Annotated in this window: 26 protein-coding genes; 10 read left to right on the forward strand and 16 right to left on the reverse strand. The window is 64.4% G+C overall.

The annotated features are described in order from the left end of the window. Window positions 1-120 precede the first annotated feature (120 nt). The 8 genes from sucD to mdh all read right to left on the reverse strand — a co-directional run bounded on the left by sucD (window position 121) and on the right by mdh (window position 5426). On the reverse strand, window positions 121-1023 hold the full coding sequence (gene sucD, locus AU465_RS09935) for a succinate--CoA ligase subunit alpha (protein WP_192246394.1): 903 nt from the start codon (window positions 1021-1023) through the stop codon (window positions 121-123). A gap of 27 nt (window positions 1024-1050) precedes the next feature. Further along, window positions 1051-1467, reverse strand: coding sequence for a PIN domain-containing protein (locus AU465_RS09940; RefSeq protein WP_192246396.1), 417 nt, complete (start codon window positions 1465-1467; stop codon window positions 1051-1053). After that, window positions 1394-1690: a hypothetical protein gene (locus AU465_RS09945; protein WP_192246398.1), complete on the reverse strand. Its 297-nt coding sequence runs from the start codon at window positions 1688-1690 to the stop codon at window positions 1394-1396. Before AU465_RS09945 ends, AU465_RS09940 begins: the two co-directional genes overlap by 74 nt. A gap of 83 nt (window positions 1691-1773) precedes the next feature. Next, a complete protein-coding gene (locus tag AU465_RS09950; RefSeq protein WP_192246400.1) occupies window positions 1774-2265 on the reverse strand; it encodes a DUF1579 family protein in 492 nt (163 codons plus the stop codon). Between the two features lie 3 nt (window positions 2266-2268). Next, the gene (locus AU465_RS09955; protein ID WP_192246402.1) at window positions 2269-2640 is read right to left on the reverse strand and encodes a cupin domain-containing protein; all 372 of its coding nucleotides are present in this window, start codon (window positions 2638-2640) and stop codon (window positions 2269-2271) included. Between the two features lie 36 nt (window positions 2641-2676). Next, window positions 2677-3234 carry a hypothetical protein gene (locus AU465_RS09960; RefSeq protein ID WP_192246404.1) on the reverse strand — a complete coding sequence of 186 codons (558 nt, stop codon included), beginning with the start codon at window positions 3232-3234 and terminating at the stop codon, window positions 2677-2679. Window positions 3235-3238: 4 nt separating this feature from the next. Beyond that, entirely contained in the window at window positions 3239-4432 is a 1194-nt protein-coding gene (gene sucC / locus AU465_RS09965; protein ID WP_192246406.1) for an ADP-forming succinate--CoA ligase subunit beta, read from the reverse strand. Between the two features lie 25 nt (window positions 4433-4457). Beyond that, window positions 4458-5426, reverse strand: a complete 969-nt coding sequence (gene mdh, locus AU465_RS09970; RefSeq protein WP_126086843.1) for a malate dehydrogenase — start codon at window positions 5424-5426, stop codon at window positions 4458-4460. 231 nt (window positions 5427-5657) lie between these two features. On the opposite strand from mdh, the gene AU465_RS09975 reads away from it, so the two are divergent. Then, window positions 5658-6086 carry a GNAT family N-acetyltransferase gene (locus tag AU465_RS09975; RefSeq protein WP_192246408.1) on the forward strand — a complete coding sequence of 143 codons (429 nt, stop codon included), beginning with the start codon at window positions 5658-5660 and terminating at the stop codon, window positions 6084-6086. Between the two features lie 89 nt (window positions 6087-6175). Here the strand turns inward: AU465_RS09975 and zapE are convergent, their stop codons facing one another. The 3 genes from zapE to AU465_RS09990 all read right to left on the reverse strand — a co-directional run bounded on the left by zapE (window position 6176) and on the right by AU465_RS09990 (window position 8621). After that, a complete protein-coding gene (gene zapE, locus AU465_RS09980; protein WP_192246410.1) occupies window positions 6176-7372 on the reverse strand; it encodes a cell division protein ZapE in 1197 nt (398 codons plus the stop codon). Window positions 7373-7447: 75 nt separating this feature from the next. Further along, window positions 7448-7987, reverse strand: coding sequence for an AprI/Inh family metalloprotease inhibitor (locus tag AU465_RS09985; RefSeq protein ID WP_192246412.1), 540 nt, complete (start codon window positions 7985-7987; stop codon window positions 7448-7450). A gap of 190 nt (window positions 7988-8177) precedes the next feature. After that, window positions 8178-8621, reverse strand: coding sequence for a VOC family protein (locus tag AU465_RS09990; protein ID WP_312891230.1), 444 nt, complete (start codon window positions 8619-8621; stop codon window positions 8178-8180). A gap of 128 nt (window positions 8622-8749) precedes the next feature. Here AU465_RS09990 and AU465_RS09995 point away from each other — a divergent pair, with 128 nt between their 5' ends. The 8 genes from AU465_RS09995 (at window position 8750) to AU465_RS10030 (ending at window position 16085) form a co-directional block, all read left to right on the forward strand. Then, window positions 8750-9760 (forward strand): MBL fold metallo-hydrolase, encoded by a 1011-nt coding sequence (locus tag AU465_RS09995; protein ID WP_192246414.1) that lies wholly within the window; start codon window positions 8750-8752, stop codon window positions 9758-9760. Window positions 9761-9833: 73 nt separating this feature from the next. After that, the gene (locus AU465_RS10000; protein ID WP_192246416.1) at window positions 9834-9995 is read left to right on the forward strand and encodes a DUF1328 domain-containing protein; all 162 of its coding nucleotides are present in this window, start codon (window positions 9834-9836) and stop codon (window positions 9993-9995) included. Between the two features lie 113 nt (window positions 9996-10108). Continuing rightward, on the forward strand, window positions 10109-10993 hold the full coding sequence (gene dapF / locus AU465_RS10005; RefSeq protein WP_192246418.1) for a diaminopimelate epimerase: 885 nt from the start codon (window positions 10109-10111) through the stop codon (window positions 10991-10993). Next, window positions 10993-12291, forward strand: coding sequence for a tRNA (N(6)-L-threonylcarbamoyladenosine(37)-C(2))-methylthiotransferase MtaB (gene mtaB / locus AU465_RS10010; RefSeq protein ID WP_192246420.1), 1299 nt, complete (start codon window positions 10993-10995; stop codon window positions 12289-12291). The genes dapF and mtaB overlap by 1 nt, the downstream gene beginning before the upstream one ends. Window positions 12292-12304: 13 nt before the next feature. Beyond that, window positions 12305-14173: a signal recognition particle-docking protein FtsY gene (ftsY, locus tag AU465_RS10015; protein WP_192246422.1), complete on the forward strand. Its 1869-nt coding sequence runs from the start codon at window positions 12305-12307 to the stop codon at window positions 14171-14173. A 42-nt stretch (window positions 14174-14215) separates the two neighbouring features. Continuing rightward, window positions 14216-14881, forward strand: a complete 666-nt coding sequence (locus AU465_RS10020) for a septation protein A (RefSeq protein ID WP_192246424.1) — start codon at window positions 14216-14218, stop codon at window positions 14879-14881. Window positions 14882-14896: 15 nt separating this feature from the next. Beyond that, window positions 14897-15517, forward strand: coding sequence for a pyridoxamine 5'-phosphate oxidase family protein (locus AU465_RS10025; protein WP_192246426.1), 621 nt, complete (start codon window positions 14897-14899; stop codon window positions 15515-15517). A 34-nt stretch (window positions 15518-15551) separates the two neighbouring features. Beyond that, the gene (locus tag AU465_RS10030; protein WP_192246428.1) at window positions 15552-16085 is read left to right on the forward strand and encodes an NADPH-dependent FMN reductase; all 534 of its coding nucleotides are present in this window, start codon (window positions 15552-15554) and stop codon (window positions 16083-16085) included. A gap of 272 nt (window positions 16086-16357) precedes the next feature. Here the strand turns inward: AU465_RS10030 and AU465_RS10035 are convergent, their stop codons facing one another. Further along, the gene (locus AU465_RS10035) at window positions 16358-17275 is read right to left on the reverse strand and encodes an SMP-30/gluconolactonase/LRE family protein (RefSeq protein WP_192246430.1); all 918 of its coding nucleotides are present in this window, start codon (window positions 17273-17275) and stop codon (window positions 16358-16360) included. Between the two features lie 271 nt (window positions 17276-17546). Here AU465_RS10035 and AU465_RS10040 point away from each other — a divergent pair, with 271 nt between their 5' ends. Continuing rightward, window positions 17547-17714 (forward strand): hypothetical protein, encoded by a 168-nt coding sequence (locus AU465_RS10040; protein WP_192246432.1) that lies wholly within the window; start codon window positions 17547-17549, stop codon window positions 17712-17714. A 93-nt stretch (window positions 17715-17807) separates the two neighbouring features. Here the strand turns inward: AU465_RS10040 and AU465_RS10045 are convergent, their stop codons facing one another. From AU465_RS10045 to ccmA, 4 genes are all read right to left on the reverse strand, one after another. Continuing rightward, window positions 17808-18383, reverse strand: a complete 576-nt coding sequence (locus AU465_RS10045; protein ID WP_192246434.1) for a DsbE family thiol:disulfide interchange protein — start codon at window positions 18381-18383, stop codon at window positions 17808-17810. Next, window positions 18380-18553 carry a heme exporter protein CcmD gene (gene ccmD, locus AU465_RS10050; protein ID WP_192246436.1) on the reverse strand — a complete coding sequence of 58 codons (174 nt, stop codon included), beginning with the start codon at window positions 18551-18553 and terminating at the stop codon, window positions 18380-18382. Before ccmD ends, AU465_RS10045 begins: the two co-directional genes overlap by 4 nt. Window positions 18554-18681: 128 nt before the next feature. After that, entirely contained in the window at window positions 18682-19347 is a 666-nt protein-coding gene (gene ccmB, locus AU465_RS10055) for a heme exporter protein CcmB (protein ID WP_192246438.1), read from the reverse strand. 214 nt (window positions 19348-19561) lie between these two features. Continuing rightward, entirely contained in the window at window positions 19562-20170 is a 609-nt protein-coding gene (gene ccmA, locus AU465_RS10060) for a heme ABC exporter ATP-binding protein CcmA (RefSeq protein WP_192246440.1), read from the reverse strand. Window positions 20171-20216 lie beyond the last annotated feature (46 nt).

A 20216-nucleotide genomic window follows, 5' to 3' on the forward strand; every position in this document is an offset into this window, starting at 1 on the left:
TTGGAGTGAATGGTGAGTAGTGAATAGTGAATGGCCGCCGGCAGCGTTGCGACCTGCCGGCCGTGCTCCACTATTCGTCCGTTCTAGCCACCACTATTCACCATTCACTAGTTACTCACTTCAACCCTTAATCGCCTCGACCAGCGTCGTGCCGAGCCGCGCCGGCGACGGCGAAACCTTGATGCCGGCCGATTCCATCGCCGCGATCTTGTCTTCCGCGCCGCCCTTGCCGCCGGAGATCACCGCGCCCGCATGGCCCATGGTGCGGCCGGCCGGCGCCGTGCGCCCGGCGATGAAGCCCGCCATCGGTTTCTTGCGGCCGCGCTTGGCCTCGTCCTTCAAGAACTGCGCGGCGTCTTCCTCGGCCGAGCCGCCGATCTCGCCGATCATGATGATCGACTTGGTCTCGTCGTCGGCAAGGAACATCTCGAGCACGTCGATGAATTCGGTGCCCTTGACCGGATCGCCGCCGATGCCGACCGCGGTGGTCTGGCCAAGGCCGACATTGGTGGTCTGGAAGACTGCCTCATAGGTAAGCGTTCCCGAGCGGGAAACAACGCCGACCGAGCCCTTGCGGAAGATGTTGCCGGGCATGATGCCGATCTTGCATTCGTCGGGGGTGAGCACGCCCGGGCAGTTCGGACCGATCAGCCGCGAGGAGGAGCGGTCGAGCCGCGCCTTGACCTTGACCATGTCCATCACCGGTATGCCTTCGGTTATGCAGACGATCAGCGGGATCTCGGCCTCGATCGCCTCGATGATGGCCTCGCCCGCGCCCGCCGGCGGCACATAGATGACGGAGGCGTTGGCGCCGGTCTTTGCCTTGCCTTCGGCGACGGTGGCGAAGATCGGCAGGCTCTCGCCCTTGGCGCCGGTCCAGGTCTCGCCGCCCTTCTTCGGATGGATGCCGCCAACCATCTTGGTGCCATGATAGGCCAGCGCCTGCTCGGTATGGAACGTGCCGGTCTTGCCGGTCAGGCCTTGGACCAGCACCTTGGTGTTCTTGTCAACGAGAATGGACATGGGTGGGAACGCCTCTGAATTCAGCGATTACAAGAAAGGATTGACGGCCCGGACCGAGCCATAAACCTGGTTGTGGTTGAGATCTTCGGTGTAGAAAATCGGCGCGCCGAGCCGCTCTGCGGCCGCAAGCAACGTTGCGTCGTAATATTTGAGTTGATAGCGGCGCGCGAGACGAAGCCCCGCGATGACATAGGCCTGGTCCACCGGGACAAACGGAAGCGTGCCGAGAAAGACCAGCCACTGGTCAACCACAGCATCCGCAAAGACCGACTTCCGTCTTGCAACATTTGCGAACTCGGCCAAGGTCTGGCCGGAGACGCCGAACACAGTCCCGAGCACAAGCCGTTGCGCGACATCGTGGCGGCGAGGATCACTTGTCCTCTCCGAAGCCGCGTATAGGAGGACGTTCGAGTCGAGAAAGCATTCTATCCTCTCGTTCGGCATAGATATCGTCCCGGCTCCATTTGTATTCAGGGCCCAGGTCGAGTGGAGCTTCGGCCATCAGCCTGCGCATGCCCTCCCGTGCCCAGGCAATCCTGTCTTCCTGCTCGACCTCATGTTCAAGCAGCGAGCGGATAAGGGCGTTGAGCGTCGTCTTGCGACGCCCGGCGAGGCCGCGCGCCTTTTCGAGCAGAGCTTCATCCATAGCCAGCGTGACGTTCTTCATCGCCCGTCTCCACATAAACACACAGGGTAATATGTGCGATTATGTGTAGCCCTTCAACCGTCTTGCCCGCGATCTCCATTGGTTCAGCCTTCCTCCGAAGGCAAAACGCGCCGGTAGAGGCCGCTTACCATGTCTTGCCAGGCATCGCTGCCGGCGGGCTTGAACTGCAGTCGCATGCGGTAGGTATCAGCGCCGTCAAAACTATAGTTCACACGCGCGGCGCCGCGTGGCGACGACCGTTCGAGACTCAGCTCGCTGCCGTTCCGCTTGCCGGTAGCCGGCGCAGCGGGGACAAACCCCATCGAGTCGAACTGGTGCATGGTGACGACGCCGTTTTGCTGATCGAAGCCGAACACATTGTGCGAACCGAAAGAGATCGTGCCATCGCGGCGCTGGCGATAGCGCTGCACCACGAACAGGCCGCCAAACTGCGCCTCCGCCAGCACTTCGGAAGTCGCCGTGCCGGCATCGGTCCATTGCGTCGCCGCAACCTCTTCCTCGCCACGCCACGCGCCGACCAGCGCCTGCAGGCTCTGGTGACCGGTCGAGAGTGAGGAGAAAGGCGCCGCGTTCATGGGTCAGAGCCGCTTGAGGTCGGTGACGGTGAGGTCGCTCTTGGCATTGCCGGTGTTGAGCGTCGTCGCCGGCTCGAACATCAGCACCACCGGCTCCTTGGTCAGCGAGCGCGGCCGGTGCTCGACGCCGCGCGGAACGACGATGAAGTCGCCCTCGCCGAGCTCGACCGGCCCGTCGCGGAAATCGATGGCGATCCTGCCGCGCAGCACGAGGAAGGCTTCGTCCTCATGGTCATGCGCATGCCAGTCGAAGACCTCGCCAAACTTGGCGACCTTGGCCTGGCTGTCATTGACATCGCCGGCGATATGCGGATCGAAGACCTTGGTGATCGTCCGATCCGCCGCCTCGACCAGGTTTATCTTGCGCGGAGGCATCCGCTCAGCCCTTTTCGCTTTTGGATTGGGGATATGTCACAGACGAGTCCCCGATTGGGTCCGAGGAACTCCGAAACGAAGGACCCCACTAAAACTGTCACCCGTCGGCTTGTCGCCGATGGTCTCAATAACAATACAGCCCGTGCTGTTGGCCAGATCGGCCCGGCATTCCTTGCTCGCGTAAATCCGGATGTAGTTTTGGTCAGCCAGATCGCCAAAAACCTCGTCCTTCGGCACCTCGACCAAACTTTGCGAGTGAGCGTAACCTTCAAAGTCGGCCATATGAGCGGTCGTTCCAAAAATCTCACAGATGTCGAGTGAAGACTCGTTCCCGTTTGATCCCGAAGGTTTGAGCGTTACAAAAGGTGCCGAGAGCGTCCCGGTATAAGTTCGATCAAACGTCTTTCTGCCATGGTCGTCAGAGTCGATCGAAAACCCATTTTCGATCGTCAATTGCTCGGCTTTCATCAAATCGCCTTTTGATGCGATACAGATAGCCTTGTATAGAACCATCGCGTCCGAAGTCTCTTCCGCATGCGCCTGCACGGCGACACTGCCGAACCAAATCGCACACAGAAGGCGGGGCGAAATCATCCGCTCAGCCCTTCACCGCCTTGACGATCTTCTTGGCCGCGTCGTCGAGGTCGTCCGCCGACACGACATTCAGACCGCTGTCGTTGATGATCTTCTTGCCGAGCTCGGCGTTGGTGCCTTCGAGGCGCACGACCAGCGGCACCTTCAGGCCCACTTCCTTGACCGCGGCGATCACGCCCTCGGCGATGACATCGCACTTCATGATGCCGCCGAAGATGTTGATCAAAATGCCTTCGACGGCCGGGTCCTTGGTGATGATCTTGAACGCCGCCGTCACCTTGTCCTTCGATGCGCCGCCGCCGACATCGAGGAAGTTGGCCGGCTCGGCACCATAGAGCTTGATGATATCCATCGTCGCCATGGCAAGCCCGGCGCCGTTGACCATGCAGCCGATATTGCCGTCGAGCGCGACATAGGCGAGGTCGTATTTCGACGCCTCGATCTCCTTCTCGTCCTCTTCGGTGGTGTCGCGCAGCTCCATCACGTCCGGATGGCGGAAGAGAGCATTGTTGTCGAACGACACTTTCGCGTCGAGGACGCGCAGGTGCCCGTTCTTCATGACGATCAGCGGGTTGACCTCGAGCAGGCTCATATCCTTCTCGAGGAAGGCCTTGTAGAGGATCGGGAACAGCGTGCCGCCGTCCTTGGCCGCATCGCCGTCGAGCTTCAGCGCCGCGTTGAGCTTGTTAACGTCATCCGCCGTCACGCCCTTTTCCGGGTCGATGGCGACGGTGAGGATCTTTTCCGGCGTGTCATGCGCGACCGCCTCGATGTCCATGCCGCCCTCGGTCGATACAACGAAGGCGATGCGGCCGACCGAGCGGTCGACCAGGATCGACAGGTAGAGCTCGCGCTCGATGTCGGCGCCGTCCTCGATATAGAGGCGGTTGACCTGCTTGCCGGCCGGCCCGGTCTGCTTGGTGACCAGCGTGTGGCCGAGCATCTCGTTGGCATTGGCGACCACTTCGGCCGCCGACTTCGCCAGCCGCACGCCGCCCTTGGCGTCCGGGCTGAGTTCCTTGAACTTGCCTTTGCCGCGGCCGCCAGCGTGAATCTGGCTCTTCACCACATAGAGCGGGCCGGGCAGCGCCTTGGCGGCGGCTTCCGCCTCGCTTGCCTTGAACACCGGAACGCCGTCCGCAACCGGTGCGCCGAACGACTTCAGCAGCGCCTTGGCCTGATATTCATGGATGTTCATGCGCTTGGTCTCCGGAGAGGGACGATTACTTGCCGGCGAGATGCGGGGCGATCTTGGTGCAGGCCTCGGTGAGCCCCTGCACCGCCGCCACCGAATTGTCGAACATCTTCTGCTCGGCCTTGGCGAGGTCGATCTCGATGACGCGCTCGACGCCGCCGGCGCCGATCACCACCGGAACGCCGACATAGGTTCCCTTGACGCCGTATTGGCCGGACAGATGCGCAGCACAGGGCAGCACGCGCTTCTTGTCCTTGAGGTAGGATTCGGCCATGGCGATGGCCGAAGCCGCCGGGGCGTAATAGGCCGAGCCGGTCTTCAACAGGCCGACGATCTCGGCGCCGCCGTCGCGGGTGCGCTGCACGATCTGGTCGAGCTTCTCCTTCGAGGTCCAGCCCATCTTGACGAGGTCCGGCAGCGGAATGCCCGACACGGTCGAATAGCGGATCATCGGCACCATCGAATCGCCGTGGCCGCCGAGCACGAAGGCGGTGACGTCCTCGACCGAGACCTTGAACTCTTCCGCCAGGAAGTAGCGGAAGCGGGCGCTGTCGAGCACGCCGGCCATGCCGACGACATGGCTGGTCGGCAGGCCCGAGAACTTCTGCAGCGCCCACACCATGGCGTCGAGCGGGTTGGTGATGCAGATGACGAAAGCTTTCGGCGCGTATTTCTTCAGGCCGGCGCCGACCTGTTCCATGACCTTGAGATTGATGCCGAGAAGATCGTCGCGGCTCATGCCGGGCTTGCGCGGCACGCCGGCGGTGACGATGCACACATCCGCGCCCTCGATGCCGGCATAGTCGTTGACGCCGGTCAGCCTGGCGTCGAACCCGTCGACCGGCGACGACTGGGCGATGTCGAGACCCTTGCCCTGAGGGATGCCCTCGGCGATATCGAACAGCACCACGTCGCCGAGATCCTTGAGGCCGATCATATGGGCGAGCGTGCCGCCGATCATGCCCGAGCCGATGAGCGCTATCTTGTTGCGTGCCATGTCAGGATGTTTTCCCTTGTGTGTGACCGTGCTCCAAATCCTTGCAGACTTGATGACGGCGTCGAGGAGGCTGGAATGCTGCGAGGACCCGCGAGATTTCGCCGCACCCAATAGCTCCGGCGCGTAAGAAATTCAAACGATTATTTTGGAGCTAGCATTTTCAATCGGTTAGATGGTTTGGGAATTACGTAAACGTCAAAATTCATGAGCCGACTGGGGAGAATTTACACAATGAACGTCGAAATCAGAAGGCTTCATCCCGGCGATGACGCCCTTGTGATGCAAGTGGCCGACGAGGTGTTCGACGAGCCGGTCCGGCCCGACCGCCTCGCCGCCTATCTCGCCTCGCCCGGCCATGTCATGATCGTGGCGATAGTTGACGAAATCGTGGTTGGCCAGTGCGCCGCGGTCATCCACCGCCATCTCGACAAGGTGAGCGAGTTCTACATCGACGAAGTCGGCGTGGCGACGCCTTTCCAGCGGCAGGGCATCGCCCGGAAAATGCTCGACGCCATGTTCGAGATCGGCCGGGAGGAGGGTTGCGTGGAGGCCTGGGTGGGGACCGAGCCGGACAACGCACCGGCGCGCGCGCTTTATGAAACGCGGCAGGAGGAGCATGGGCCGACGGAGGATTTCGTGATGTATGTGTATAAGCTTTAGGACGTTACCACGTTCGAGACCTATTGGCGTCGGAGGGACAGAGGGGGGTGTGACGGAACGCTATGAATCGGCCTTTTTCGCGTAGAGACTTACGCCTGCGCCTGCCTCGCCTCCGCGGCCTCACCCTCCCGCCGCTCCGCCCAGCCTTCCAGCCAGTCGCGGCTCTGCATTTCGACCAGCCGTGAGGCGGTGCGCTCGAATTCGAAGACTTCCGTGCCGCGCCTGGCGGTGTAAAGCCCTTCAGGCGGCGCAGCGGCGCTCATCACCAGCCGCATGCGCTGGTCGTAGAGCGTGTCGATCAAAAGGATGAAGCGCTTGGCCTCGTTGCGCCTGCCTTCGCCGAGCACCGGCACATGGTCGACGAAGATGGTCGAGAAGCGGCCGGCGATTGCCAGGTAGTCGCGCGCGCCGAGCGGCTTTTCGCAAAGATCGGCGAAGGAGAATCGCGCGGCATCGCCGGCGGCGCGGGGCACGATGATCTGGCGCCCTTTCAGCGTCAGCGTCACCGCCTCCGCCGGCCTGCCATGCGTCATCGTCTTCCAGGCCTCGTCGAGCGCGCGGTCGGCCGCCGCGTCGGCCGGCGTGACATAGACCGGCCGGCGGTTGAGCTTTTCCTGCCGATAGTCCTTTTCGGCATCCAGCGTCAGCACATGCGTATTGCGCTCGAGCAGGCTGATGAAGGGCAGGAAGAGCTGCCGGTTCAGCCCGTCGCGATAAAGGTCTTGCGGGGCGACGTTGGAGGTGGCGACAAGCACGACGCCGTTGGCAAACAGCGCCGAGAACAGGCGCGACAGGATCATAGCATCGGCGATGTCGGTGACCGAAAACTCGTCGAAGCACAGCACCCAGGCTTCCTCGGCCAGCGCTCGCGCCACGGGCGGGATCGGATCGTCTTCCTTGGTATCGCCGTTCTTGCGCGCCGCCCGATGCTTCTGGATGCGGTCCTGCACGTCGGCCATGAAGTCGTTGAAATGGACGCGCCGCTTGCGCCTGACAGGCAAGAGCTCGAAGAACATGTCCATCAGCATGGTCTTGCCGCGCCCGACACCACCATGGATATAAAGGCCCTTGACCTGCTCGCGCGGCTGCCTGCTGCGCGCGAACAGCCAGCCCAGCGCGCTGGATTTCTGCGCCAGCCTTTTTGCCGAGATCTCGTCGGTCAGCCGGTCGAGCGCGGTGACGACGCGCTCCTGCGCCGGATCGCGTTCGACCACGCCCGTCTCGACCAGATGATCGTAGCGCTGCCTGACGGTCACATGGGTCTGGAGGCCGTCACGCAGATGCATAGGTCACGTCGTTCTCGGGCAATTCCGGGAAAAGCGGCTTCCCGGAACTGCGTAAACAATGAGGAAGGGTCCGCCCTACCTTGTAAGCGAGATCGGTTGCCCGTTGGAAGTCTGGCCGTCGAACTTTTCGCCGCCGGACGAATAGAGCCTGGCCAGCGTGCCGCCGTTTTCATCGTACAGCGTCAGCTGCTTGCCGGCGACGTTCCACGACTTGATGCCGTCGATCGGAGCCGGGCAATGCAGCGGCCCGGCGCGATAGCCGGCGCCGAACTTGGTCTGCGGCGTCGCCACCTTGCAGCTCTGGCCGGAGACGTTGACGTTCCAGACGCCGGCGACGGCGGCCGCGGTCAGGTCCGCGGCACCCGCGGGCGCCGTGCCGTCCGGCGGCAGCGATGCGACTTGGCTGTTCTTCGGCGCGGTCGGGAATTGCGACGGGTCGGTGGTGCCGGGCGCGGCCGGCGGCGGCAGCTGATTCTGCGTCACCGTGCCGGAAGGCGCCGGCGTGAGCGGCGCCGGCTGCTGGTCATCCATCGACGAGAAGCGCGAGGTCGAGCAGCCGCTCGCAACGAGCGCGGCCAGCGATATGGCCAAAAGGCCAGTCTTCGAAAAAGTCATTCCAACCTCCGTCGGATCCGGTGGGGGGCGCCGTCCGCGTAAATACCTGCTTCACCAAGATGGCGAAGGTGGCAGAATTTCAACCCGATATGGTTAAAATAGGGTTTTCGGAGCCGCTGTTGCAAATTTATCGCAACCATCTTCCTCACCCAGGTCGGGTCGAGAAGCTGGACCGTAACCTCTTGAAATCTCAGGCTTGCAGCCGCGCGCTGGGCACGAAGACATAACCGTCCGGACCGACGATATAGCATTCGCGCAAGCCATGCGGCTTGTCGATGGAGCCCGCCAGCACGATGTGGCCGAGTGCTGCAGCCCTTTTCTCGACCGCATCCGGATCGGTGCCATAGAGACGTAGCTCGATACCAGCGCCGCGCGTTTCGGCGCCTGTAGTCACGCCGGTCATAGGATTGTCGAGATAAGAGTGGTCGGCATGCAGCATGAAGGTCGAGCCCAGCAGCTCGATCGCCGCAAAATCCTCGTCGGCGTAGATGATACGGGCGTCGAGCACGTCGCGGCAGAAGGCTTCCATCGCCGCCATGTCGGTGACCAGAAGGTTGACGCCCAGCCCACTCGGCAGCGAGCGGCCGAAATCCTCGGCCTTCATCCACGGTGTCTTGGTCCGCTTCTTTGCCACGGTGGTGTCCTCCACATGCCGATCCTAGTCGAAGCCGCCCTTTAGCCCTTGGCATTCGCCAGCAAAATGCTTGCGCCAGGCGGTGGCGTCCTTATCTCAGGGCGAGGGACGAAGAGTGGCGGAGAACGATGGCCGCAAGAACAAGAGCAGCCAACCGCTATTACAGCGGCCCGCCCAGCGATCACTTCGACGGCACACTCTTTTTCAATCCCGACGGCAGGCCGCCCGGGCGTTTCGCCGACCTCTTGAAATGGCAGTTGAGCGGCGGACGATCGAAATGGCCGGCGGCCTTTCCAAGCCCTTTTCCGCAAGCAAAACCCGACAAGAGGACCGAAGGCACGGCGCTTCGGCTCACCATGGTCGGTCACGCCTCGCTGCTCATCCAGACGGCCGGGCTGAACATCCTGACCGACCCGGTCTGGTCGGAGCGCGCTTCGCCCTTCGCCTTCGCCGGGCCGAAGCGGGTCAATGTGCCTGGCATCGCCTTCTCCGACTTGCCGCCGATCGACCTGGTGCTGGTCAGCCACAATCACTACGACCACCTCGACCTCGCGACGCTCAAGCGGCTGAAGCAAAGCCACGACCCGCGGGTGCTCATGCCGCTCGGCAACGACGCAATCATCGGCGCCGCCGTGCCCGGCATGCGAACGTCGGCGCATGATTGGGGCGACAGGATCGAAGTCGGCAACGGCGCCGCCATCCACATCGAGCCGACGCACCACTGGTCGGCGCGCGCCGCGCGCGACCGCCGCATGGCACTGTGGGCGGGCTTCGTTATCGAGACACCTGGCGGCAAGGTCTATTTCGCCGGCGACACCGGCTTCCATGGCGGCGCCAACTACCGCCAGATGGCGGAAAAGCATGGCGGTTTTCGGCTGGCCATCCTGCCGATCGGCGCCTATGAGCCGCGCTGGTTCATGGCGCCGCAGCACCAGAACCCGGAGGAAGCCGTGCAGGGCATGAAGCTGAGCAACGCCGCCCATGCCGCCGGCTGCCACTGGGGCACCTTCCAGCTCACCGACGAGCCGATCGAGGAGCCGGAGCAAAAGCTGGCCGAGGCATTGGCCGCCGAAGGCATTTCCCGCGAGCGTTTTCGCGCCATGCGCCCGGGCGAAGTGTGGGATGTGCCGTCCGCCTAGCCCGCCAGGCAGCGGAACCCGAAGCGCATGGCTGCGTTGCTTTCTTGACACAATTCGGCAGGGAGCCCGTCTCATGATCAAGTGGATCATCATCCTTCTGATTGTCGCAGCCGCCGCGAGCCTGCTCGGCATGCCGGCGCTGGCCGGTGCCGCCGCCCTGGGCGCGCGCGTCTTGATCGGCATCGTGCTGATCCTGTTCCTGCTGCTCGTGCTCGGCGTCTTCGCGGTAACCTAGGCTCGGCGTCTTCGCCGTAGGTCCGGCGCCTTCGCCGTCAGGCCGCGCCGGACTGGTAATTCCTGCCCGTTTCCGCCATATAGCGCCAAACGGACACGGAAATGACGGGATCGATGGCAGGCACCGCCCCCTTCGCCAAGATGAACGGCATCGGCAACGAGATCATCGTCGCCGACATGCGCGGGCGTGCCGACAGGGTGACGGCGGCCGCCGCGATCGCGCTCAATGCCGATGCCGCGACGAAGTTCGACCAGATCATGGCGATCCATGACGCGAGGACGGCGGGCACCGCCTACTATGTCGACATATTGAATTCCGACGGCTCCGGGGCGCAGGCCTGCGGCAACGGCATGCGCTGCGTGGTGCAGGCTTTGGCCGCCGAGACGGGCCAGAAGATTTTCACCTTCGAGACCCGCGCCGGCATCCTCAACGCAAAGGAACATGCCGACGGCACGATCTCGGTCGACATGGGCAAGCCGCGCTTCGGCTGGCAGGAAATCCCGCTCGCCGAGGAATTCCGCGACACGCGCATGATCGAACTGCAGATCGGCCCGATCGACGCGCCGGTGCTGCACTCGCCCTCTGTTGTGTCGATGGGCAATCCGCACGCCATCTTCTGGGTCGACCGCGACGTCTGGTCCTATGAGCTCGACCGTTTCGGCCCGCTGCTCGAGAACCATCCAATCTTCCCCGAGCGCGCCAACATCACCATCGCTCAGGTCACCTCGCCGCAAACCATGGTGATCCGCACCTGGGAGCGCGGCGCCGGCCTGACCAAGGCCTGCGGCTCGGCCGCTTGCGCCTCTGTAGTTGCTGCCGCCCGCACCAAGCGCACCGGCCGCAGCGTGTCGCTGCTCACGCCCGGCGGCGGCGAGCTGCATGTCGAGTGGCGCGACGACGACCACGTCATCCTGACGGGCGCTGCCGAATGGGAGTTTTCCGGCAGCTTCGACCCATCGACCGGCGCCTGGGCCCGCGATACCGAAAGCGCCGCCTGATGTCCGCTCTTCAAAAGGGTGTCGACGTCGTCACGTTCGGCTGCCGCCTCAACACCTATGAATCCGAGGTGATGCGCCGCGAGGCCGAAAGCGCCGGCCTCGGCACACTGGAAGGCGGCGCCGTCATCTTCAACACCTGCGCCGTCACCGCCGAGGCGGTGCGCCAGGCCAAGCAGGCGATCCGCAAGGCGCGCCGCGAGAACCCTGAGGCGCGCATCATCGTCACCGGTTGCGCGGCGCAGACCGAACCGCAGAATTTCGTCGCCATGGACGAGGTCGATCTCGTGCTCGGCAATGAGGAGAAGCTCAAGGCGAACTCCTACCGCGCGCTGCCCGATTTCGGCGTCAACGACACCGAGAAGGCGCGCGTCAACGACATCTTCTCGGTGCGCGAGACGGCGAGTCACATGGTCGACGCCATCGAAGGGCGGGCGCGCGCCTTCGTGCAGGTGCAGAACGGCTGCGACCATCGCTGCACCTTCTGCATCATCCCTTACGGCCGCGGCAATTCGCGCTCGGTGCCGATGGGCGCCGTGGTCGAGCAGGTCAAGCGCCTCAGCAATAACGGCTACGCCGAGATCGTGCTGAGCGGCGTCGACATGACCAGCTTCGGCGCCGACCTGCCCGGCAGCCCGAAGCTCGGCAAGCTGGTGAAGACGATCCTGCGCCAGGTGCCCGACGTGAAGCGGCTCAGGCTGTCCTCGATCGATTCCATCGAGGCCGACGACGACCTGCTCGACGCCATCGCCACGGAACCCAGGCTGATGCCGCATCTGCATTTGTCGCTGCAGTCGGGCGACGACATGATCCTGAAGCGCATGAAGCGCCGGCATTTGCGCGACCAGTCGATCCGCTTCTGCGAGGACGTGCGCAAGCTGCGCCCCGGCATCGTCTTCGGCGCCGATATCATCGCCGGCTTCCCGACCGAGACCGAGGCGATGTTCGAGAATTCGGAGAAAATCGTCGAGGAATGCGGCCTGACGCATCTCCACGTCTTCCCGTTCAGCCCGCGCGAAGGCACGCCCGCCGCGCGCATGCCGCAGGTGCGCCGCGAGGTGGTCAAGCAGCGCGCCGCAAGGCTGCGTGCCGCCGGCGAGGCCGCCTATCGCCGTCATCTGGCGTCCCTTGGCGGCACGCGCCAGTCGATCCTGGTCGAGCGCGACGGGCTTGGCCGCACCGAAGGCTTCACGCTCGCCGCCATTGCCGCCGGACAGCCGGGCGAGATCGTCGATGCGGTTGTCACCGGCCATGACGGCGCCCGTCTGATCGCGGCACCGCTCGCCGCCCAAGCCGCCTGAGACAGCAAGAAGCATGGCTGGTTTCTTCAAGAAGATATTTTCGTTCGGCAGGAAAGAGGTCGTCGAGGAGCGCGTCGACGAGACCGCGCCGCTGCCGCCGATCAAATGGGACGCGCTCGAGGCGCTGAAGCCGGAGGCCGAAGAGTCGCCGAAGCGCGGGGAAACGCCACCTGCTGCGGAAGCCACGCCGGTCCCTCCGCCTGCAGGGGCCGAACCAGAAACTCAACCGGCGCCCGAAGAGCCCAAGCCGGAACCTGCCCCGGCCATTCCGCCTGCGCCGGAGCCCGTCATTCCTTCCGAGCCGGAACCACTGCCCGAGCCCAAGCCGGAAGAGGAACCTCAGCCCGAGCCGAAGACACCCGAACCGCCAGCGCCGGAAGAAGTGCCGGTGCCGCCGGCAGAGCCCGTACCGGGCCCAGCGCCCGGGCCGAAGCCGCAGGAAGTGCCGCCGCCAGCGCCGGCCGAGCCGGATATCGTGCCGTCGCGGCCGGAACCGCAACCTGAGCCAGCGCCGGTCGAGGTGCCGATACCGCCGAGCGAGGTTCCGACCGAGACGCCGGCGCCCGAAATCCCGCCGTCGACTCCGTCCCCGGCGCAACCAACCTCCGAGGTCATCGCCGTCCCTCATCCCCCTGCCGGGACCTTCTCCCCGTACAGGGACGGGGAGAAGGAGGAAGCTCCAACGCCGACGCCCTCCTCTCCACGTAGACGGGGAGAGGGTGAGGAGCAGCGCCAACCTGCGCAGGATTTGGCGCAACCGGAGCCTGCTTCGTCGGCGGAAATCTCGCCACCCATTCGCCAGCCTTCGCCGGTCGCGACCCAGCCGATCCCTGCCGAGGTCGCGCCCGAACCGCAGCCGGTCCCACAACCCGCTCCCGAGCCAAAGCCCTCCGCCGCCAAAGTGACGGTGGCGAAAAAGGTCGAGCAGAAGGCCGAGCCGCAAAAGGCGCCGGAGCCGGCGCCGCGGCGCTCCTGGTTCCAGCGCATGCGGGACGGGCTTGCCCGTTCTTCGCGCGAGCTCACCGGCAACATCGCCGGCGTCTTCACCAAGCGCAAGCTGGACGAAGACACGCTGCAGGACCTGGAGGACGTGCTGATCCGCGCCGATCTCGGCGTCGAGACGGCGCTGCGCGTCACCGATTCGCTCGCCTCCAGCCGTTACGGCAAGGACGTTTCCGATTCCGAAGTTCGCGCCGTGATGGCGGCGGAGGTCGAGAAGGTTTTGACGCCGGTCGCAAAACCGTTGGAGCTCGACCTCAGCCACAAGCCGCATGTCATCCTGGTCGTCGGCGTCAACGGCACCGGCAAGACGACGACCATCGGCAAGCTGGCCGCCAAGCTGACCGAAGGCGGGCTTTCGGTGATGCTCGCCGCCGGCGACACGTTCCGCGCGGCTGCGATCGAGCAGTTGAAGATCTGGGGCGAGCGCACGAAATCGCCGGTGATCGCATCTAAGCTTGGCGCCGACGCCGCCGGTCTTGCCTATGATGCCTTCGAGAGGGCGAAGGAGGCAGGCTCCGACGTGCTGATCATCGACACGGCCGGCCGCCTGCAGAACAAGACCGAACTGATGGCGGAGCTGGAAAAAATCGTGCGCGTGCTGGGCAAGCTCGATCCGGAAGCGCCGCATACCGTGCTGCAGACCGTCGATGCCACCACCGGCCAGAATGCGCTCAACCAGGTCGAGATCTTCCGCAACGTCGCCGGCGTCAACGGCCTGGTCATGACCAAGCTGGACGGCACGGCACGCGGCGGTATTCTGGTGGCGATCGCGGCCAAGCACAGACTGCCGGTCTATTTCATCGGCGTCGGCGAGCAGGTCGACGACCTGGAACCCTTTTCAGCCAGCGAATTCGCCCGGGCGATCGCCGGCGTGGCTTGAACGATCCCAAAAGCGCCGACTTTCGGGACAACAAGGACTTTCATGAACATCCTCGAACGCGACCCGTCCGACCCGCAGAAACAGAAGAAGGAAGGCGTCAATCCGCTGCTCAAGCTGGTGCTGGAACTCGGCCCGCTGCTGGTCTTCTTCTTCGCCAATGCGCGCGGCGAATGGCTGACGCAGAAGTTTCCGGCGCTGGGCGAGCTCGGCGGCCCGATCTTCGTCGCCACCGGCCTGTTCATGGCCGCGACCGCGATCGCGCTGATCGCCTCCTGGCTGCTCACCCGCACCTTGCCGATCATGCCGCTGGTGTCGGGCGTCGTCGTCCTTATCTTCGGCGCGCTGACGCTCTATCTGCAGGACGACATCTTCATCAAGATGAAGCCGACCATCGTCAACACGCTGTTCGGCTGCGTGCTGCTCGGCGGCCTTTTTTTCGGCAAGTCGCTGCTCGGCTATGTTTTTGACTCGGCGTTCAGCCTCGATGCCGAAGGCTGGAGAAAGCTGACCTTCCGCTGGGGCCTGTTCTTCCTCTTCCTGGCCCTCGTCAACGAGGTGGTGTGGCGGAATTTTTCCACCGACGCCTGGGTTACCTTCAAGGTCTGGGGCATCATGCCGATCACGCTTCTCTTCACCTTCAGCCAGATGCCGCTGATCATGCGCCATTCGCTGGAGGAAAAAGCCAAGGAAGAGAACGCCGGCAAGTAACACGGAGATCGGGGCATGGAGATCCTCACCACGCGCGACGAGCTGAGGACGATCTACAAGACGCCCCGACTGACCGACGGCTCGATCCGCAAGGAATTGAAGGCGCTCGACGGCCACTGCCGTTCCTTCATCGGCAAGAGCCCCTTCGTGCTGATCGGCTCCTCGGACGGCGCCGGCAATGCCGATGTGACGCCGAAGGGCGACAAGCCCGGCTTCACCGCCATCCTCGACAACAGCACCATCGCCATTCCCGACCGTCCCGGCAACAACCGGCTGGACACGCTGGAAAACATCATCCGCAATCCATCGGTCGGGCTGCTGTTCCTCATTCCCGGCATGAACGAGACGCTGCGCGTCAACGGCGACGCCCGCATCACCATCGATGCCGGCCTGCGTGAGCGCCTGGCCGTCGACGGCAAGGAGCCGCAGAGCGTCATTGTGGTGACGGTGAAAGCCGCCTACATGCATTGCGCCAAGGCCTTCATGCGCTCCGACCTCTGGAAGCCGGAGACCTGGTACGATCGCGCGACCCTGCCGACGCTCGGCCAGATCATCCGCGACCAGCTGGCGCTTGCCGAGAGCGCCGGCGAGATCGACCGCGAGCTCGACGACGATTACAGGCAAACCATGTGGTAGATTTCCTCGGGCACGATTCGCCGAGCTTCCATCCTTGCTTAACCTCCTCGCCATCTCCGGCAGCCTGCGCGCCGCCTCAACCAATTCGGCCCTTGTCGCGACGCTCGCCGCCAATGCGCCTGCGGATTGCCGTGTGACCGTCTATGGCGGGCTCGGTCACTTGCCGATCTTCAACCCGGACGACGAGGGCGAGCGGACACCGCGCGAAGCCGCCACCCTGATCGACGCCGTCACCCGCGCCGACGGCCTCATAGTCTCCTCTCCCGAATATGCGCATGGCGTGCCCGGCGGCATGAAGAACGCCCTCGACTGGCTGGTGTCGCGCGACGCCGCCGTCGGCAAGCCGGCGATGTTGGTGCATGCCTCGCCGCGCTCGCTTTACGCCCGCGCAGCCCTCGCCGAGATCATGCGCACGATGTCCTTCGCGCTTTACGAAGAGGCCGCGCTCGAAATCGCGCTGCTCGGCAAGAAGCCGCCGGAGGTGGAGGCGATCTTGGCGAAGGCAGAGAACCGGCTAGCGATGCGAAATGCGATCCAGACATTGGCTGACTTCATCCGGACGCACTGAGTGGCGGCCATCGTCTGCCGTCGCGTTCCTTCACACCCCCTCTGTCCTGCCGGACATCTCCCCCGCAAGGGGGGAGATTGGATGTCATTTCCGCTTTCGTAAATCGCCGGCGTCGCAGGAAGGGCACAGCAGGCGAAGCTGCCGATCTCCCCCCCTTGTGGGGGGAGATGCCCGGCAGGGCAGAGGGGGTGTTGTCCCGCCAGCACCTTCAAGCTCGCCTCGACGCCCCGCGCGCTCCGCCCGGTAGCGGCACACAGATGGCGATCACAGCCTCAATAAGTCTTGGCGCCGTTCACCATCAACCAGACCACATAGAGCGAGGTGGTGCCGGCAATGTAGAGGCGGTTGCGCTTGGCGCCGCCGAACACGCAATTGGCGACGACTTCCGGCACCTTGACCTTGCCGATCAGCGTGCCGTCCGGATCGTAGCAATGGATGCCGTCGGCGGCACTCGTCCAGATGCGCCCGCTTTCGTCGAGCCGGAAGCCGTCGAACAGCCCGGCGGTGCAGTCGGCGAAGACCTTGCCGCCCGAGATCTTCTTGCCGGCCTTGCCGACATTGAACACGCGGATATGCGCCGGGTTCTTGGCGCCATGGGTGCGGCCCGTGTCGGCGACATAGAGCAGGCTTTCGTCGAGCGAGAAGGCGAGCCCGTTGGGCCTGACCATGTCGGTGATGACGGCGTCGATTTCGCCCGTGCCGGGGTCGACGCGGTAGACATTGCAGGCGCCGATCTCGCTTTCGGCGTGGTCGCCCTCGTAGTCGCTGTCGATGCCATAGGCCGGATCGGTGAACCAGATCGAGCCGTCGGAACGGACGACGACGTCGTTGGGCGAGTTGAGCCGCTTGCCGCGCCATTTGTCGGCGATGGTGGTGACCGAGCCGTCATGCTCGGTGCGGCTGACGCGGCGGCCCGAATGCTCGCAGGTGATAAGCCGGCCCTGCCGGTCGACGGTATTGCCGTTGGAATTGCCGGACGGCTGGCGGAAGACGCTGACGCTGCCATCGGTCTCGTCATAGCGCAGCATGCGGTTGTTGGGGATGTCGGACCAGACGAGGTAGCGGCCGGCGGCGAACCAGGCCGGACCTTCCGCCCAGCGACACCCGGTGAACAGCTTCTCCACCCGCTCATTGGCGTTGAACAGCCGCGAGAAACGCGGATCGAGAATTTCATAGTCGGCGGCCGTCATGCTTTTCCTCCAGCGTTCCAGTCGGCCGCGATCAAGCCAGCCGACGGGCGATCTGGCAAGATCGAGGATGATTGCTTCACCGTATCTTGTGTTTGGCCGCAGAGCCTGCCGGCCAACATGCGGGGTAAGGGCCGGTTAACCGGCTATGCGCTGGTTGCAATGGTGCATTGCAACATCTTTCTTTTGCAACGCACCATTCCTATGTCATGCTGGCAATCGATCAAGGGAGGAACAAACCGCCGCGTTAACGCGGCAGAGAAGGAACCTCGTCATGATCTTCGACAACCTCGTCTCTCGCGCTCGCAACAATATCGCCAAGCGCCGCCACTACAACCGTCTCGTCGCCGAAATCGAGAACCTGTCGAGCCGCGACCTCGCCGATCTGCGCGCCGACCGCTCCGAGATGCTTTACCAGATCCACAAGCAGATCTACGGCTGAGTCTTTTTAGCCGACCCATCACGTTCGTCATCCTTGGGCGTAGCGACGCGAAGCGGAGCGAAGACCCAAGGATGACGACGCATAGGGATCGCCTTAACCAGGCGACGCCAGCGCTTTCTCGATCTGCGGCAGCAACAGGTCTCTCGCCGATTCCGGCGTCAGCGGCCCGACATGCTTGTAGGCGATCTTGCCGTCCTTGCCGATGACGAAGGTCTCCGGCACGCCATAGACGCCCCAGTCGATCGCCGCGCGGCCGGCCGGATCGACGCCGATCGCCCGGTACGGATTGCCGAGATCGCCAAGGAAGCGGCGGGCATTTTCCGGCTGGTCCTTGTAGTTCAGCGCTGCAAGCGTGAAGCGCTTGTCCCCAGACAACGCCAGAAGCACCGGATGCTCTTCCCGGCACGGCGCGCACCAGGACGCGAAGACGTTGACCAGCGTCACCTTGCCGGCGAAGGATTTGGAATCCAGCCCCGGCAGGTTCGAGCCTTCGAGCGGCGGCAGGTTCGTCTGGGGCGCCGGCAGGCCGATCAGGGCCGAGGGAATTTCCGAAGTGTCGCGGCCGGACAGAAGCTGCGACAGGAACAGTCCGGCCAATCCGAGGAAAACCAGCAGCGGCAGAAGCACGAACAGGCGGCGGCGCGCCGGCGTTTGGGTCTCGCTGCTCACGGCTTCGCCGTCCCGGTTTTGTCGGAGCGCCGCCGCACGCCCGCGGCTTCCAATGCCGCGAGCTCGCGCCTGCGCGCCCGCTGGTCAAGCAGGATCCAGCCAATCAGCCCGGCCAGCACGATCGCCGTGATGGCATAGGCGGCGGTGACATAGAGGGCGTGCGCGCTCATATCAGCCGCTCCGCGCGCGCAGCTTCCGCGCCTGCCATGTCGATCCGCTTGATCATGCCTTCCTTTAACCTTGTACCGCGGGCCGGACAATCAGTCGCGTGCCGCAGATTGAGAACGTCCGACAGACTTCAATCCGTCCCGTGGCGCAATGCCAGCGCGGCCGCCAGCGGCCCGAGCACCGCAAGAAACAGCGTCAGCGCGGCAAGAATGAGGAAGGGCTGCAGGAACGGCGCCGGCTCGGCCACCGCGCCATAGCTTGCCGAGACGCCGAAGATCAGCACGGGAATCGTGAGCGGCAGCACCAGCACCGAGATCAGCAGCCCGCCGCGCGGCAGCGCCACCGCCACGGCCGCGCCGGCGGCACCGATGAAGGTGATGGCCGGCGTGCCGATAAGTAGCGTAAGCGCCGTGGCGCCGATGCCCAACGGCTCCATGTTCATGAACAGGCCGAGCAGGGGCGCTGCGACCACCAGCGGCAGCACGCTGCCCGTCCAGTGCGCCAGGCACTTGGTCAGCACCGTCAGCGCCAGCATGTGGCGGTCGTTGCTCAGCACCAGAAGGTCGAGCGAGCCGTCCTCGCGGTCGGCCTGGAACAGCCGGTCGAGCCCGAGCAGGCAGGCGAGCAGGGCGGCGATCCACAGGATCGCCGGGCCGATGCGGGACAAAAGGTTGAGGTCGGGGCCGACGCCGAAGGGGATGGTGGCGATCACCGCCAGGAAGAAGATGACGCCGATCAAAGCGCCGCCGCCGGCGCGGATCGAGAGGCGGATGTCGCGCAGGAAGAGGGCTAGCATCGGCGAAGTGCCTCTACGGGTCGATCGCCCTCAACGTAGCATTCCTTCAAACCCCCCTCTGTCCGGCCGGAGGTCTCCCCCACAAGGGGGGAGATTGGCAGTTCCACCGCCGGCGATCCTCCGTCAGCGTTGAAAATTGGCGAAAGGGGAGGTGACATCCCCTTACGGGGGAGATGTCCGGCAGGACAGAGGGGGGTGGGACGGAGTGCAAACGTCATCCAGTCATTCCCAAAACCAGCCCCTTCGCCCCCTGCAGCCCGAGCGGCAAATGCGTCGCCGCCACGATGATACCTCCCTCTTGGCGGTGGCCCCTCATCAACCCCGCAAACCGCTCCTCCGACGTCTTGTCCAGCCCCGCTGTCGGCTCATCGAGCAGCCAAACGGGCCGCCGGCTGACCAAAAGCTTGGCGATCGACGCGCGCCGCCTTTGCCCGGTCGAGAGATAGCCGAACGGCAGATGCCCAAGCCCTCCCAACCCGACAGTCTCCAGCGCCTCCTCCACGCCCAGCCCCGGCTCGCCCTGGAAGGCGCGCCAGAAATCCAGGTTTTCTTCGACGCTGAGCGCCGTCTTCATCGCGTTGAGATGGCCGAGATAATGCGAGGCCGAAGCGACCGAGGGGAGATCTTCGCCGCCGCCTTCGACCGTCACCCGGCCCTCGGCCGCCGGCAGCAAGCCGGCGATGACCCTCAGAAACGTCGATTTGCCGGCGCCGTTCGGCCCGGTGACGATGAGCGCCTCGCCCTTTTCGAGCTTGAATCCGATGCCGGAAAAAACCGTCTCGCCGCCGCGCTCGCCGCCCAGATTTTCGGCGATCAGCCGCATCCTTGCCAGTCCCCGAAAGCACCGTTTCGCGGCCGCCGCCGCATCG

The organism is Mesorhizobium silamurunense, from assembly GCF_014843905.1.
Taxonomy (GTDB): Bacteria; Pseudomonadota; Alphaproteobacteria; order Rhizobiales; family Rhizobiaceae; genus Mesorhizobium; species Mesorhizobium silamurunense.

Excerpts from the sequence above, each read along its gene's own strand:
- ftsY (WP_192246422.1), top strand. The coding sequence starts at position 12,305 with ATGGCTGGTTTCTTCAAGAAGATATTTTCGTTCGGCAGGAAAGAGGTC.
- AU465_RS09985 (WP_192246412.1), bottom strand. The coding sequence starts at position 7,987 with ATGACTTTTTCGAAGACTGGCCTTTTGGCCATATCGCTGGCCGCGCTC.
- sucD (WP_192246394.1), bottom strand. The coding sequence starts at position 1,023 with ATGTCCATTCTCGTTGACAAGAACACCAAGGTGCTGGTCCAAGGCCTG.
- AU465_RS09955 (WP_192246402.1), bottom strand. The coding sequence starts at position 2,640 with ATGCCTCCGCGCAAGATAAACCTGGTCGAGGCGGCGGATCGGACGATC.
- AU465_RS09950 (WP_192246400.1), bottom strand. The coding sequence starts at position 2,265 with ATGAACGCGGCGCCTTTCTCCTCACTCTCGACCGGTCACCAGAGCCTG.
- AU465_RS09995 (WP_192246414.1), top strand. The coding sequence starts at position 8,750 with ATGGCCGCAAGAACAAGAGCAGCCAACCGCTATTACAGCGGCCCGCCC.
- AU465_RS09945 (WP_192246398.1), bottom strand. The coding sequence starts at position 1,690 with ATGAAGAACGTCACGCTGGCTATGGATGAAGCTCTGCTCGAAAAGGCG.
- AU465_RS09960 (WP_192246404.1), bottom strand. The coding sequence starts at position 3,234 with ATGATTTCGCCCCGCCTTCTGTGTGCGATTTGGTTCGGCAGTGTCGCC.
- AU465_RS10000 (WP_192246416.1), top strand. The coding sequence starts at position 9,834 with ATGATCAAGTGGATCATCATCCTTCTGATTGTCGCAGCCGCCGCGAGC.
- AU465_RS10025 (WP_192246426.1), top strand. The coding sequence starts at position 14,897 with ATGGAGATCCTCACCACGCGCGACGAGCTGAGGACGATCTACAAGACG.
- AU465_RS10040 (WP_192246432.1), top strand. The coding sequence starts at position 17,547 with ATGATCTTCGACAACCTCGTCTCTCGCGCTCGCAACAATATCGCCAAG.
- dapF (WP_192246418.1), top strand. The coding sequence starts at position 10,109 with ATGGCAGGCACCGCCCCCTTCGCCAAGATGAACGGCATCGGCAACGAG.
- mtaB (WP_192246420.1), top strand. The coding sequence starts at position 10,993 with ATGTCCGCTCTTCAAAAGGGTGTCGACGTCGTCACGTTCGGCTGCCGC.
- AU465_RS10035 (WP_192246430.1), bottom strand. The coding sequence starts at position 17,275 with ATGACGGCCGCCGACTATGAAATTCTCGATCCGCGTTTCTCGCGGCTG.
- ccmB (WP_192246438.1), bottom strand. The coding sequence starts at position 19,347 with ATGCTAGCCCTCTTCCTGCGCGACATCCGCCTCTCGATCCGCGCCGGC.
- ccmA (WP_192246440.1), bottom strand. The coding sequence starts at position 20,170 with ATGCGGCTGATCGCCGAAAATCTGGGCGGCGAGCGCGGCGGCGAGACG.
- sucC (WP_192246406.1), bottom strand. The coding sequence starts at position 4,432 with ATGAACATCCATGAATATCAGGCCAAGGCGCTGCTGAAGTCGTTCGGC.
- AU465_RS09940 (WP_192246396.1), bottom strand. The coding sequence starts at position 1,467 with ATGCCGAACGAGAGGATAGAATGCTTTCTCGACTCGAACGTCCTCCTA.
- AU465_RS10020 (WP_192246424.1), top strand. The coding sequence starts at position 14,216 with ATGAACATCCTCGAACGCGACCCGTCCGACCCGCAGAAACAGAAGAAG.
- zapE (WP_192246410.1), bottom strand. The coding sequence starts at position 7,372 with ATGCATCTGCGTGACGGCCTCCAGACCCATGTGACCGTCAGGCAGCGC.
- ccmD (WP_192246436.1), bottom strand. The coding sequence starts at position 18,553 with ATGAGCGCGCACGCCCTCTATGTCACCGCCGCCTATGCCATCACGGCG.
- AU465_RS09975 (WP_192246408.1), top strand. The coding sequence starts at position 5,658 with ATGAACGTCGAAATCAGAAGGCTTCATCCCGGCGATGACGCCCTTGTG.
- mdh (WP_126086843.1), bottom strand. The coding sequence starts at position 5,426 with ATGGCACGCAACAAGATAGCGCTCATCGGCTCGGGCATGATCGGCGGC.